Source organism: Streptomyces sp. TLI_55, from assembly GCF_900206255.1.
In the GTDB taxonomy this organism is placed as follows: domain Bacteria; phylum Actinomycetota; class Actinomycetes; order Streptomycetales; family Streptomycetaceae; genus Streptomyces; species Streptomyces aquilus.
Genome location: NZ_OAOJ01000001.1, coordinates 8,949,031 through 8,963,660, shown reverse-complemented (window position 1 = coordinate 8,963,660; position 14,630 = coordinate 8,949,031). Strand labels below are relative to the sequence as shown.

The 14,630-nt window shown below is 68.6% G+C and carries 6 protein-coding genes and 2 pseudogenes; all 8 read right to left on the bottom strand.

The window, feature by feature from the left end:
• Nucleotides 1-10 precede the first annotated feature (10 nt).
• The 8 genes and pseudogenes from CRP56_RS40905 to CRP56_RS40870 all read right to left on the bottom strand — a co-directional run bounded on the left by CRP56_RS40905 (nt 11) and on the right by CRP56_RS40870 (nt 14,581).
• A complete protein-coding gene (locus CRP56_RS40905; RefSeq protein WP_097272910.1) occupies nt 11-2,419 on the bottom strand; it encodes a ricin-type beta-trefoil lectin domain protein in 2,409 nt (802 codons plus the stop codon).
• 104 nt (nt 2,420-2,523) lie between these two features.
• Nucleotides 2,524-4,356: an RICIN domain-containing protein gene (locus tag CRP56_RS40900; protein ID WP_097272908.1), complete on the bottom strand. Its 1,833-nt coding sequence runs from the start codon at nt 4,354-4,356 to the stop codon at nt 2,524-2,526.
• A 29-nt stretch (nt 4,357-4,385) separates the two neighbouring features.
• Nucleotides 4,386-5,897 (bottom strand): arabinofuranosidase catalytic domain-containing protein, encoded by a 1,512-nt coding sequence (locus CRP56_RS40895; protein ID WP_097272906.1) that lies wholly within the window; start codon nt 5,895-5,897, stop codon nt 4,386-4,388.
• Between the two features lie 30 nt (nt 5,898-5,927).
• Complete coding sequence (locus CRP56_RS40890; RefSeq protein ID WP_373559737.1) at nt 5,928-7,556, bottom strand: glycoside hydrolase family 27 protein; 1,629 nt, start codon at nt 7,554-7,556, stop codon at nt 5,928-5,930.
• 53 nt (nt 7,557-7,609) lie between these two features.
• Nucleotides 7,610-9,021: pseudogene (locus tag CRP56_RS40885) on the bottom strand (arabinofuranosidase catalytic domain-containing protein).
• A gap of 378 nt (nt 9,022-9,399) precedes the next feature.
• Nucleotides 9,400-10,869, bottom strand: a pseudogene (locus tag CRP56_RS40880) (endo-1,4-beta-xylanase); the annotation flags it as partial.
• A gap of 47 nt (nt 10,870-10,916) precedes the next feature.
• On the bottom strand, nt 10,917-12,050 hold the full coding sequence (locus tag CRP56_RS40875) for an SGNH/GDSL hydrolase family protein (RefSeq protein WP_097272901.1): 1,134 nt from the start codon (nt 12,048-12,050) through the stop codon (nt 10,917-10,919).
• 83 nt (nt 12,051-12,133) lie between these two features.
• Nucleotides 12,134-14,581 (bottom strand): RICIN domain-containing protein, encoded by a 2,448-nt coding sequence (locus CRP56_RS40870; RefSeq protein ID WP_257041664.1) that lies wholly within the window; start codon nt 14,579-14,581, stop codon nt 12,134-12,136.
• Between the last annotated feature and the right edge of the window lie 49 nt (nt 14,582-14,630).

The window sequence follows — 14,630 nt, the reverse complement described above, 5'->3', positions numbered from 1 at the left end:
GGTCACGGGATCAGTCGCGCGTCCACTTCTGGTTGCTGCTGCCGTTGCAGGTCCACAGCTGCAGCAGGGTGCCGTTGGCCGTTCCGGCGCCGGTGGCGTCCAGGCACAGGCCGGACTGGTCACCGGTGATGGTGCCGTCGGCGCGCAGCGTCCACTTCTGGTTGGCGCCGCCGTTGCAGTCCCAGATGTCCACCTTGGTGCCGGGGCTGGTGCCCTGCCCCGCGGCGTCCAGGCAGACGCTGCCGTAGACCCGCAGCTCACCGGTGGAGGTGTCCGTCCACTGCTGGTTGCTGCCGCCGTTGCAGTCCCACAGCGCCACCTGGGTACCGGCCGTGTGCGACTGGTTCGGTACGTCGACGCACCGGCCGGAGCCGACGCCGACGATCGCGCCGGTCGTGCCGCCGTCGTTGCCGCCGCTGCCGGGTGTGATGGACAGGTTGTCGAACTGTGCGGTCTCGCCCTGGCTGGTCCCGTAGCCGATCTGCCCGGCCGCCCAGGTGCTGTCGCTCGCGGTACCGACCGTGGCGCCGTCGACGACGGCGGTGATCGTGGTGCCGTTGAAGGTGAGGCCCAGGGTGTGCCACCGGTTGGTGCCGAGCGCGGCGGTCGTGCCGCGGGCCAGGGTGGTGACGGTGCCGTTGGTGTTGGAGTTGAGGATCGACCAGGCCCCGGTGTCGCTCACCCGCAGGCGGTAGGCGTTCTGCCCGCCGCCGTGGTCGTAGTCGTGCGCGCCCGCACGGCCGATCAGTTCGACGTATCCGGACTGTTCGAGCAGCACGTCCGACGAGACGGTGTAGTTGCCCCAGCCCGTCTCTCCGAGCAGGGCGTGCGGATCCGTCAGCGAGTCCCAGGTGATCGGCTTCTGCGGGCTCATCTGGCGCACGCACTTTCCGCTACGGCCGCCGCCGCAGCCCACCGTCTCGAAGGCGCCTTGCCAGTCCATGAGGTACTTCGCCTCGGTGCCGGTGGTGTAGCCGTCGAAGGAGTCGCTGTACGGCAGCTTCAGCGCGCTCTTGGCGGGACCGGTGGCGGTGCCCTTGCCCTGTCCGGTCGTGGTGGTCAGCGTGTACAGGTGGCCGGGCTGGACGGTCAGGCTGAAACCGCCGCCGGACGGGGTGATGTCCGTGCTGTGCACGAAGTGGTCGGCCGGGTTGGCGGAACCGACGTCCGTGGACCAGACGTGGACGGTTCCGGTGGACAGTCCCCCGGTGACGTTGAAGTTCAGCGTCTGCGCGCTGCCGGCGTCCATGGTCTCGATGACCGTGGAGTAGTCGGAGTTGTTCGTGGACTTCAGCGAGACGTAGCTTCCGTTGGCGCGGTTGCCGCCGATGTAGCCGCTGGAGGCGTCGAGGTAGTGCCATCCGGGGGCGGTGAACTGGCTGGTGTGCGCCATCACCCAGGTGTTCTTGCCGATCGAGTAGGAGCCGGACCAGGGCTGTGCGGCCAGGGCCAGGCCCATGGTGGGGTACGGCAGGTTGGGGGTGAGCGCGGCGACCACCGGCCAGTTGAGGTACGCGGTCATGCGTCCGTCGATGTATCCGCGGTTGATGCCGCGGGCCATGGCCTGCGCTCCCCCGTTGTAGTCGTCCGAGCCGTTCTCGCTCGCCCACAGCGGCTTGCCGGAGTTCAGGGCGGCCGCCGGGACCGTGCAGGTGGACTGGGAGGACCGGTAGCCGCAGGGATAGTGCGTGCCGATGGCGCTGACCGCGGAGGCGAACGCGGGGTTGGAGTTGACATCGTTCGCCACGGACCAGTCCGAGTCGGCCGCGACGATCTTGACGCCGGCGTAGCCGTTGCTGTTGAGCGCGCTGCGCAGCTGCTGGTACCAGGAGACGTTGTAGCCGCGCTCGTTCCATCCGCCGAGGTAGTCGATGCTCAGCCCGTGCTGCTTGGCGCAACCCAGCCAGGAGACCAGGTAGTTGACCATGTCGGTGGACCAGAAGTTCCCGTTGCCGATCCAGCCCGGGGCGCCCCAGGCGAGCCCGTACAGCTTGATGTTGGGGTTGCGGGCCTTGGCCTGCTCCATCAGCCACCATTCGTAGCCCCGGTCGCAGTTCAGGTCGGAGCGGGTGTGCTGGTGACTGGGCTCGGCTCCCGAGGTGGAGTTGGTGTCCCCGCCGATCTCGGCCTTGAGCAGCTGCAGAGAGGCGCCGTACCCGGGCCGGAAGAGGTAGTCGAGGACCTGGCCGCGTTGCGGCTCGGGGTAGTCGATCAGGAGTCTGCTGTTGCCGCCCCCGCCGCTGATCGCGCCGACGCCGTCGAAGGTCCGTCCGCCGGAGGTGCCGTTGAGGGTGATGGAGGTGGCGGCCCGGGCCGGAGTGGCGGTGGTGCCCACGACGCCGCCGGCGGCCAGGACGAGGCCCGCGAGTACGGCCGTCGGGACGCGCAGGCGCCGTAACAGCCGTGCGATTGCTGACACGGTGGGTTCCTTTCGCAGGTGGGGGGTGTCCACGGCCGGTGCGGTCGGCGGACGGTTCGGTGGACGATGCCTTGGACGATTCAGTGGACGGCTCAGCGGTCGGTTCAGCGGACGAAGAAGTCCTGGTTGGTGCCGGGGGCGTTCTTGCACGGCCACTGGTCCAGTTGCTGGCCCGCCGTGCTGCCGGCGCCGTAGACGTCCAGGCACAGACCGCTGTTGCGGTTCTGGAAGGCGTAGGAGCCGTCGGACTGGCGCACGGGCAGCCAGAGGCCGTTGGCCGCTGTGCCGGGGGGTTGTTGGACGATGTTCGGAGTGCCTGCCGTCGTGGAGCCGCCCGCGACCGCGACGTCCTGGCCGGAGCTCTGGGCGCGCAGTTCGCCGTAGCCGCCCGAGGCCGGTACGAACTGGAACTGCTGGTTGCTCTGCCCGTTGCAGGTCCACTGGTCGATCGCGGCGCCCGCGCTGCCCGAGTTGCCGTACACGTCCAGGCACAAGGTGTCGTGGGCGACGACGAGTTGGTGGTTTCCGGCCGGGAAGCCCTCGCCGCCGGTGGAGGCGGGGGTGAGGTAGACCGCGAACGCGTCATGCGCGGCCTGGAACGTCAGCGGCACGGTGATCGAGCCGCCCGAGGCGCTCACGTTCTGGTCGTAGACGGTCTGGGGCGCGGCGAGGGGCGCCTGGTCCGGGATGCGGTGCACGGTGACATGCACGCTGCCCGCGTTCGTCAGCCACGGCACGGACGACAGGCCGTTGAAGGTCACGGACGCGGTACCGGAGTTGCCGTTCGCGTCGCCGATGATCGCCACCGCGCGTTTGTTGGCGGGGTCCTCGGAGGCCGAGATCGCCGTCGAGCCGACCTGGCCGGAGGTGTCGACCAGGGTGCCGGTCATGTCGGCGTAATCCCGAAGCGCCCACCAGTTGCCGGTCGGCTGCCAGCTGCCGCCGCTCTGGGTGAGGACTCCTGTCAGGTTGGGGGTGACGCAGCAGACCCAGTTGCCGCGCATCGCGTTGGTGTATCCGGACTGCGCGAACCGCGCCAGGTACCAGGCCGTCACTCCGGCGGTCTGCCGGTCGGCGGGCTGGTACTCGTTCGCGGACAGCGGCCGGGGGCCGATGCCCGCCGTGGTCAGGGCGCTGTTGAGGGACTGGGAGACGGTGACCGGGTCGTCGACATCTCCTTCGTCATGGTTGGTGATCATGTCCGGTACCGTCTCAGCCGCCTTCACATGTGCGAGCCAGGTCCGCCACTCCCCCGGGTTGCTCTGCGGGGTGAAGGCGAGCGACGGCCCGACGATCTGCGCTGCGGGGGCGATGCGCCGGATCTCCCGGTAGGCGGTGTCCCACATCTGGAAGTACTGGGCGCTGTTGACACCCCGGGTCCAGAAGGCGGAGATGTCCGGCTCGTTCCAGATGTCGTAGGCGAACGTCAGCCCCGTGGCCTGCAGTGCTCCTACCGTGGAGTCGATGAAGCTGATCCAGTTGGAGCAGTCGCCGTTGTCGCACGGGTATCTCGTGTTGGACGGCTGCCCGCCGTTGGCGCCGTAGATGTCGCTGACCAGTACCTGGTATTGCGCGTGGTACGGCGGCTGGGTGAGGCGTTTCGCCTGCGCGACGATCGAGTCGATGTCGGCCCGAGTGGCCGATCCGTACTGGTAGTTGTCCTTGATCCAGCCGCCGGAGAACCAGCCGCCGCCGCGGAACGCGTTGATTCCCAGCGGCTTGATGAACTGGTCCGCCGGCTGGCTGCCGTCCTGCGTGAAACCGTAGAGGAAGCCCTCACCCACGCCGGTCGACGGACCCCGCGTCGACGCCAGGTTGACGCTCAGCGCCTCGCCCGAGGCGGCCCGGCTCTCGGCCGTCGCCGCCAGTTGCAGCACGAACGCCAAGACGATGCCGACGGCCAGGACCAGACGGCCGGGGCGCGCTCTCTTCCTCATACGGTCCTCCTGCGTCACGCGTCAGGGGGTCAGCTCAGTGACCACTGCTGGTTGGATCCGCCGTTGCAGGTCCACAGTTCGACGGGGGTGCCGTTGGCGGTGGCGGCGCCGGTCACGTCCAGGCACAGGCCGGACTGGGCGCTGGTGATCGTGCCGTTGGCGTTGACGTTCCACTGCTGGTTGGTCTGGCCGTTGCAGGTCCAGGTGATGACCTTGGTGCCGGGGCTGGTGCCCTGGTTGGAGGCGTCCAGGCACAGCCGGCTGCTGCCGGAGTACACGGTGAGCTGGCGGGAGTCGGTCTTGGACCAGGTCTGGTTCGCCGCCCCGTTGCAGTCGCGGATCTGGGTCTGCGTACCCGGCGTCGTGGACGCGCCCGGCACCTCCAGGCACTTGCCCGCGCCCACCGCGTGCAGCGCGGTCGACGTTCCGCCACCGCCTCCCGAGCCGTAGCCGGCCGCGGTGATGCTTGCCTGGACGGCGTTCTCGGTGGCGTCGGAGGGGTAGCCGGCCGTGATGGCGCCCTCGAAGAACTCGCCGGTGCCCGAGACGCTGTTGTCTCCCCCGGTGCCGAGCAGGACGGAACTGTCGACCTTCATCGGCGAGTAGCCGTTCGGCAGGGGGCCGGAGAAGGTGGTGGTCAGCCCGCCGCTCGCGCCGTCGCCGTATTTGAGGGTGAAGTTGGTGGTGCCGTTGTTCTTCTCCCAGGCGCTGACGAAGGGGTGGTGCACACCGGGGTTGTTCGGGTCCTTGTTGGAGCCGGTGTTGGTGTGGAACATGCCGTTCTCCAGATCGGCCTCTACCCACGGCCCCGACCCGGTGCAGCCGCCGAACCAGCAGGCGTTGCCCCAGTAGATGGCGTTCATGGTGGCGTTGCCGGTGTCGGTGTGGGTGTTCTCACCGAGGCCGTAGTCGAAGCAGCACCACTGGTTCGTGTAGTTCGACGACGTCACCATGTAGATGCCCGAGGGCTGGGATCCGGTGGGGACGCCTTTCGCGTTGTCGTGCCGGTAGCCGACGCCCTGGGCGACCTTGACGCCGAAGACCTGGTGGCCGGCCGCGGTCACCGGCAGGGCCATGGCGTCCGCGCCGACATCGGACCCGTTCGGGCCCGGGCCCTTCCAGTAGCCGCCCCAGGAGATCGGCATGTCGTTGTGCTGGGCGGTCTGGTCGTAGATCTTCGTGATCGTGCACGACGTGCCGGAGCAGAACGACACCTGGGACGCGCCGTCCGCGTACCCGCCCGCGCTGAGCAGCCCGATGTCGCGGTAGCTGTGGTCGGAGGCCCGCTGGATCTGGTACAGCGGTCCGTTGTACGACGCGAAGAGCGCCCTGGTCGTGGAGTGCGCCGTCACGCACGGCGTACCGCCCGCGGCGTAGAGGTCGCACGGCAGCGACACGTCCGCCACGCGTTGCACCGCCGTTGCGGACCGCGGGGACGTGGCGAACGCCGGGGCGCCGAACGCGGCCACGATCATCGCCAGGACGACAAGGAGCACGGCTTTTCCGCGCCTGCGCGGGCGATCACCGGCTGGTTCGAGCATGGAAACCTCCTCCTGGGTTCGAATGCGGAGTCATCCCAAAGTCCACCGCTGGCTGCTGGCGCCGTTGCAGGTCTGCAGCTCGGCGAGGGTGCCGTCGGCGGTCGCCCCGCCGACGACGCCCAGGCACAGGCCCGACTGGACGCCGGTGATCGTGCCGTTGGAGTTCAGCGTCCACTGCTGGTTGCTCTGGCCGTTGCACGACCAGATCTCCACCTTGGTCCCCGGCGTGGTCTGGTTGTTGTAGGCGTCCAGGCACCTCTGGCTGCTGCCGGAGTAGACGGTGAACTGGTTGGACGCGGTGTGCGTCCAGGTCTGGTTGGCGCCGCCGTTGCAGCTCCAGATCTCCACCTGGGTGCCGGCGGTCGTGGTCGAGTTGGGTACGTCGAGGCACTTGCCCGCGCCCACGGCGTGCACCGCGCCGGTCACGTTGGTGCCGCCGCCGCTGGTGCCGCCCGCGACCCGGTACATCACCGTGCCATGTGCCGGTACCGAGGCGCTGATCGTGCCCGAGGTGGTGGAGGTCGCCCCCGACCACAGGTCGGTCAGGGTGTAGGAGGAGGCCCCGGTCTTGCCGATCGCCGCCGCGGTGGTCGAGATGGTCGCCGTCGAGCCGGTCTCGTTGAACAGGGCCACCGACACATCCCCGTTGGCCAATGGTTTGGCCAGCACGTCGAGGCCGCCCGAGGAGGAGACCATGGTGCCCTGCTTGCCGAGGGGGTCCTGGTCGACCGCGATCACCCGGGAGTTGGTCAGGGTGGACAGGGTGTCCGCACTGGCCGAGGGGATGTTGGTGCCCGCGATCAGCGGCGCGGCCATCTCCGCCCACAGGCTGAACTCGCTGCGGCTCTCGGTGGCCGTCATCGAGCCGTTGCCGACCTCCAGCATGTCCGGGTCGTTCCAGTGGCCGGGACCGGCGTACGAGGCGAGTCCCACGTTGCTGTGGAAGATCGACAGCATGCTGGAGAAACTCGCGCTGATGTCCCCGGTGGTGCGCCAGCTGTTGCCCACGTCCGCGCCCCAGGTCCACACGTTGTCCTGGCCCCAGTTGCACAGGCTGTACAGGATCGGCCGGCCGGTGGCCGCCAGGGCGTCCCGCATCGCGGTGTACCGGCTCTGCGCGGACACGCCGTTGTTGTTGCAGTTGTCGTACTTCAAGTAGTCCACGCCCCAGGACGCGAACGACTGGGCGTCGGTGCTCTCGTGGCCCAGGCTGCCCGGGTAGCCGGCGCAGGTGGCGGTGCCCGCGTCCTCGTAGATGCCCAGTTTCAGTCCCAGCGAGTGCACGTAGTCGGCGGTGCCCTTGATGCCGTCGGGGAACTTGGCCGGGTCCGGCACCAGGTGGCCGCCGGAATCGCGGTTGTGGGTCATCCAGCAGTCGTCGATGTTGACGTAGGTGTAGCCCGCCGCCTGCATGCCGTTGGTGTGCATCGCCTGCGCGGTGGACTTGATCAGCGATTCCGAGACGTTGCAGCCGTAGGCGTTCCAGTCGTTGAAGCCCATCTGCGGGGTCAGCGCCAGCCCGTTGCCCAGCGCGGCGGCGGGCTGCGCCGTGCCGAGGGAGACGAGGGGGAGGCCCACGCACAACAGCGCGACCGAGAAGGCGAACGCCAGCACTCGACGCAGGGACCCTCGCGGGAACCTGTTGATGATCATGTTCATGTCATCTACTCCTGGGACGGGTTGCAGCAGAACACGCCATGGGGCACAAAGACTCAGCGGTATCCGGCCGCGATGATGTTGGCCTGCACCGCGCTGTCGGTCGCGTCGGAGGGATAACCGGCGACGATGGCCCCCTCGTAGAAGGTGCCGGCGCTCAGGTTGGCGCCGCCGCCGGGCTTGCAGCAGTCACCGCCGCTGCCGAGGACGATGGCGCCCTGTTTCTTCATCGGGCTGTATCCGCTGGGCAGCGCGCCGTCCCACAGGGTGGTCAGGCTGCCGGACTGCGCGTTGCCGCCCTTGAGGGCGAACCTCGATGTCCCGTTGTTCTTCAGCATCGCGGTGACGAACTTGACGGGGAAGGCGCGCTGATTGCTGTTCCAGGACTGGCTGCCTCCGGAGTACAGGCCCCATTCCAGGTCGGCCTGGACCCAGGGACCGCTTCCCGAGCAGCCGCCGAACCAGCACTCGGTGCCGAAGTTGATGGCGTCCATGGCCCCGGCCGCGTCGGCTTTCCGTGTCGTCTCGCTGTTGCCGTAGTCGAAGCAGCAGCCGTTGTTGACGTGGGTGCCGCTGGTCACCATGTACGCCCCTCGGGTGCGCTGCCGGTCGGTACTCCCGTCAGATGGCCGTCCCGCCAGTAGCTGTTGCCGGGGTTGATGTACAGGGAGTACGCCTTGGTGCCCCCGGCGGTCAGCGACTCAGAGGTCGCCTTGGCGGGACTGCTCTGACTCGATCCCGGCACCTGGGCCGATCCCTGGTACCACAGGTCGTTGCCGCGTCCGGACTGGTCGTAGACGACGGTGATCACACAGGTGGTGCCTGCGCAGAACGAGTCCTGCGCCGCCGCGTCGGCGAAGCCGCCGGCCGCGCGTACGCCGATGTTCCTGGTCGCGTTGTCCGAGGCGCGCCTGACCTGGTAAAGGCTGCCGCTGTACGTCCCGTAGAGCGCCCGTACGGTGCTGTGCGCGGCCACGCAGGGAGTGCCGCCCGCGGAGTAGAGGTCGCAGGGGCCCGAGCCGCCGGGCGGGGGCGGAGGTGTCGACGTGGTCCACTTCTGGTTGCTCTGGCCGTTGCAGGTCCACAGGATGACCGCGGTGCCGTTGGCCGTGCCCGCCCCGTTGACGTCCAGGCACAGACCGGACTGGACACCGGTGATGGATCCGTCGGAGTTCTGCCGCCACACCTGGTTCGACTGGCCGTTGCACGTCCAGATGATCACCGGGGTGCCCGGCGCGGTCCGGTTGTCATAGGCGTCCACGCACCGGGTGCCGCTCATCGTCCTCAGCTCGCCCGCCGAGGTGAATTCGAACGCCTGGTTCGGCTGGTTGTTGCAGTCCTGGATGTCGAGCGCCGTTCCCGGCGTGTCGACGTTGCCCTTGACGTCCAGACATCGGCCCGACGCCGAACTCACCAAGGGCGCCGGTGTCGACGCCGGGGCGGACCACGTCTGCGACGTCGACGTCATCAGCGCCAGCAGCGCCATCACGGCGGTGACGGCGAACGCCGGCAGACGTCGTCTGTGAGCCGTGGGACTGCGACGGGAAAGGGGTGAAGGCCGCATTCTGTTCCTCGCGGATGTGAGGGAAGGGGACAGAGAGTGCTGTGCCTGGCGGAACGGGATGGTGGCGAGGGCCATCGAGAGCACCCACAGGAACCCCTCAGACATCCCATGTCCTAGTGATTCCACAGCTCCCCGAACGAGTCAATACGCTCGGCACGCCCCAGTGAATTTCGATCCATCCCATGTATCGTCCCTGGTCAGACCGCTGTGAGGGCATGCCGGAAGCCGCGTCCGGCGACGGTCGCCGTACCGGACGCGGTGTGTTCGTTCCGGGTCACCTCACCTGAAGCTCCAGTGCTGATGGGCGCCGCCGTTGGAGTCCCAGATCTGGACCGGAGCTCCGTTGCCGCTCTGCCCGCTGGGGACCTCCAGCGCCCGGCCCGAAGCCACGTTGATCAGGGTGTACGAACCGTCGCTGTTCTGACTCGCCCGCCAGTGCTGGTTGGCACCGCCGTTGGCGTCCCAGATCTCGATCCGGGTGCCGTTGCCGGTCTGGCCGCCCGGCTCGTCCAGGACCCGCCCGCTGGCGATGTTCGTCAGCGTGTAGGAGCCGTCACTGTTCTGACTCGCCCGCCACTGCTGGTTCGCACCGCCGTTGGCGTCCCAGACCTGCAGGAGCGTGCCGTTCGCCGTCTGGCCCCCCGGCACGTCCAGGGCCCGGCCCGCCGCCACGTCGGTCAGCGAGTACACCTGTCCCGAGACGATGCCACCGCCCGGATTCCCCGTACCTCCGCCGAGCGCCGAGAGCGACGCGTCATAGGCCGGCTTCTTGTTGCCGTTGTTGTCGAACAGCAGCGGGTTCTCCCCCGTCCGCCACGAGTCGCTGTCCCTGATCCCCCACACGGTGATGCCGGTGCAGCGCGCGACGCTCATGCAGGCCCGCACCGTGTTGCCGTACGCGGTCGCCGAGGCCTGGGCGATGTCGAGCTCGGTGATCTGGACGTCGACGCCGAGGGCGGCGAAGTTGGACAGGGTGGTCTGGAAGCTCGACGGCGGGCCGCCCGCACCGAAGTGGCTCTGGAAGCCGACGCAGTCGATGGGCACGCCGCGCGCCTTGAAGTCCTTGACCATGTTGTAGACGCCCTGGGTCTTGGCGTCGGACCAGTTCTCGATGTTGTAGTCGTTGTAGCAGAGCTTGGCGGCGGGGTCGGCGGTCCGGGCCGTGCGGAAGGCCTCCTCGATGAAGCCGTTGCCGAGCACGTTCTGGAAGACCGAGCTGCGGTGCTGCCCGCTGCCGCCGTCGGCGAACGCCTCATTGACGACGTCCCAGGCGTAGATCTTGCCCTTGAAGTGGTTCATCTCGGTGGTGATGTGGTTGTTCATCACGCTGCGCAGGGTGGCCGCGTCACCGATGGAGCTGACCCAGCCGGGCAACTGCGAGTGCCACACCAGCGTGTGGCCGCGCATCCGCTGCCCGTGCGCGGTGGCGTGGCTGACGATCTGGTCGGCCGGGCCGAAGTTGAAGTTGCCGCGGGACGGTTCGGTGGTATCCCATTTCATCTCGTTCTCCGGGGTGATCATGTTGAATTCCCGGTCGAGAATCGTGGAGTACGTCGAGTTGCCGAGTTTCCCGGCGGCCACGGCCGTACCGAAGTAGCGGCCGCTGTCGGCGGCGGCCGCGCCCAGCGTGCTGGAAGCCGCATGTGCGGTGAGGCCCGCCGGTCCGGTCAGGGCCAGTGCCGTACCGGCCGCCAGGGCGGCGGCCGAGGCCAGGGCCCTGCGGAGCAGAGGCTCGTCGTTGAGCCAGGACATGGGGGATCAACCTCCTTGTGCGGGTGCGTGAGAGAGGGGTCTTCGGGTCAGGACACGGGCAGGGCGGTCCACTGCTGGTTCGTGCCGCCGTTGCAGTCCCACAGGACCAGTTGCGTACCGTCGGTGGTGGACGCGTTGGGGTCGTCGAGGCAGCGGCCGGAGACCGGGTTGCGGTAGCCGCCGTTGTACGTCTGCCATTGCTGGTTGGTTCCGCCGTTGCAGTCCCAGATCTCGATCTTGGTGCCGTTGGCGGTGCCGCGGCCGGTGACGTCGAGGCACTTCCCGAGCGCCCGCAGGGTGCCGTCGGAGCGCGCGGACCATGTCTGCGCGGCGGAGCCGTCACAGCTGCGGATCTCCGCGGCGGTCCCGTTGGCGCTGTTGCCGCCGCTCACCCCCAGGCACTTGCCCGCGATCCCGGAACGCACCTGCCCGGCAACGGAGTCCGGCGGCTTGATCCAGCCTGCCGCGTCCGCGGCCTGGATCCCCGCGTTGAAGGCGTCCGCCATCTTGGCGAAGCCGTTGTCGTTGGGGTGCAGGGCGTCGGACAGGTCGGCGGCGGTCAGGGCGCTCATGTCCACCAGCCGGACGTGCTTGCCGGCCGCCTGCTCGGCCTGGACGATCCCGGGCAACTTCGCGTTGAACGCGGGCCGGTTGGCCTCCTCGGTACCGCTGGTGGAGATGATCACGGTGCCGACGAGCACGGTCGCGTCGGGTACGGCCCTGGTGATCTGGTCGATGAGCGCGCGGAGCCGGTCCGCCGCGGTCGGGATCTGGTAGTTGCCGTTCAGGTCGTTGGTACCGATCTCCAGGGTGACCACGTTGGGGCGGTAGCGGGCCAGCACGGAGTCCGCGATGCCGGCGATCTGGTCGATCCGCCAGCCGGAGTGGCCTTCGTTGTCCAGGTCGGACATGGTGCCGTTGCGCCCCGAGCCGACGAAGTCCAGGGTGTGCCCCTCGGCCGTCAGCTTGTTCCCGAGGAAGCTGCGGTAGCTGTTCCCGGACGGGCTGCCGACGCCCCAGGTGATCGAGTCGCCCAACGGCATCACCCGCAAGGGCGTTGCCGCTGGGGCCTGTGGTGCGGAGGGCGGCGCCTCGGCGGCGGTGGCTGCGGCGGGCCATGCGGCGCCCATGGCGAGGGCGGCCGCCAGCGCCGCGGCCAAGGGGGCCCAGTACTTCTGCATCTGCGTTCCTCACTGGGTGCGGGACAGTGGGTGGGGGTGAACGAATCGCCGGTCCGTGCAGGCGCTTTGGAGGCGCGAGCAGGTCAGCGGGGGGTGAAGTCCTGGTTGGTGCCGGGGGCGTTCTTGCACGGCCACTGGTCCAGTTGCTGGCCCAGGTTGCTGCCGCCGCCGTAGACGTCCAGGCACAGACCGCTGTTCTGGTTCTTGAAGGAGTACGAGCCGTCGGACTGCTGCACCGGCAGCCACAGAGCACTGGGCGTTGAGCCCGCGGCCTGCTGCACGATGTTCGGCGTACCCGCGGTCGTGGAGCCGCCGGCCACCGCCACGACCTGTCCGGAGTGCTGGGCGCGCAGTTGCCCGTAGCCGCCCGAGACCGGCACGAACTCGAACTGCTGGTTGCCCTGCCCGTTGCAGGTCCACTGGTCGATCGCGGCACCGGCGCTGGTGGAGTTGCCGTACACGTCGAGGCACAGGCTGTTGCTGGCGATCACCAACTGATGGGAGCCCGTGGGGAAGCCGCCACCGCCCGAGGACTGGACGCCCGCCTGCTGGATGACGTCGCGGGCGCCCTGGGGCCAGTTGGTGCCGCTGACCTGGACGTTGCCGCTGAGGACGTTGTTGTGCGGCGGGCCGGTGGCCACGTAGGTGTTGCCGCCGTTGTACCAGTTGCCGGAGAACGTGTTGTCGTCGGTGTGGTTGTTCGCGTTGGCGTTGGTGAGCGCCCAGTTGCCCGCGTCCTGCACCACGTTGCCGGACACCTCCAGGTACCGGGAGCCCTCGTCGAGGTACAGCGCGGTGGTGCGGTTGTTGTCGTACATGTAGTTGTCGGAGATCACCGAGCCGGGGGCCGCGGACAGGCTGTAGATGCTGCCGCCGTCGAACATCGCGTTCTTGGTGTCGAAGACCAGGTTGTGGGAGACGGTGTTGTTCTTCAGCGTCGTCGGAGTGCTGTAGACCGGCTGGTAGTTGTACGTGCCCCGGTTGACGTAGTCCTGGCTGCCGCCCGGGTCGTTCATCCCCCAGCCCCAGCCGATGTCGATCCCGTCGTAGGGCAGGTGATCGCACTGGTTGTGGGTGATCGTCGCGTTGGTGACGTAGGTGGACAGGATTCCCGCGGTCTCCTTGTAGTCGGTGCCCACCCCGCTGACCTTGTTGTTGCTGATGGTGATGTTCTGGTTGGTCATCTGCGGGTTGGCGGGGTGGTGCGCGTCCGGCTGGATCCCGCCGACCTGGATACCGCTGCCGGCGAGGTCGGTGAAGGTGTTGCCGGTGATGGAGACCCCGTTCGCGCCGAGTCCGGTGCCGGAGGCGGTGGCGACGCCGTCGTTGCCCACGCCCAGTCCGGCCTGCCCGAGTTCGGAGAACGTGTTGCCGGAGAAGGTGATGTTGGTGGCGGCGGAGACCTGGACGGCGGCGGGCATCTGCTCCCAGTGGTTGCGGGTGGCCTCGAACTGCGTGCACCCGGACTTGCAGGTGCTCAGCCAGTTGGCCGGCATCGCGTAGGCACCGGTGATGTGCGCGCCGCTCTGCTGGTCCGCGTACCCGTCGGGTCCGCTGGGGCCGAGCCAGGAGGTGCCGGTGAACCGTATGCCGGTGAATCCGAGGCCGGTCACGGGTGAGCCGTAGCTGCCGCTGATGCCCAACAGACTTTGCAGCCGGGGTAGTTGGACATCAAGACTGTTCGGGTTCTGCCCCGGCTGGGCCCGGTAGTACAGGTCGCCGGTGGACGAGTCGAGGTACCACTGCCCGGCCTGCTTGAGGAACGCGTAGTTGTTCTCCAGGTACATGGTCCCGCCGGCGAACGGCGCGTTGATGGTGTCGTAGCCCCACGAGTTGTTGTTCCACGCGGGCTGCTGCATGGTGATGGTCCTGCCGCTGATCGACTGGACCGGCGCGTAGCGGTCGGTGAAGGAGTTGACGCTCTCGACCTCCATGTGGCTCTGGTCCGAGAGGCCGGCCAGGTAGTCGAGGGAGGAGTCGGTGACGGTCAGTCCGGTCTGGGTGAAGGTGAACGACGAGCGGGGCACCTGGATCGCCGCACGTGGCGCCTGCTTGCCGTTCACGTACAACTGCCGCGTGTTGACGCCACTGCCGACGTGGACCGACCAGATGTTGCTGGTCTGATCATGCACCTGCCAACCAGATATCTGCTGGGCGCCGCTCACGACCGGCTGCTGCCCTGACACGGCCTGGTAGGTGATCGTGTGGCCGTTCTGGCCACCGTCGCCGGAGCCGAAGGTCAGCGGCTTGGACTGCCGGTAGGTGCCGCCGGCCAGGTGGACCACGACGTCGGAGTCGGCCGAGAGCCGGTGCGCGGGCTGGCGCGCCTGGTCGATCGTCGCGAACGGCTGCCCGGCGCTGCCGTTCCCGCCGGGCGCCGCATCCGGGGCCACGTACAGATCGGCGGCCGCTGCCTGGCGCGCGGCCGGTACGGCGAACGCGGCCCCGGCCAGGGGCAGGCTCCCGGCGAGTAAGGCGAACAGGGCTACAGGGGCGGCCCAAAGGCCGTGGAGCGCTCTGGCTCCGGACATCGTCATCCTCCAGTGGGGGGTGGTGGCGCCTGGTGTGGAGGCGCCCGAT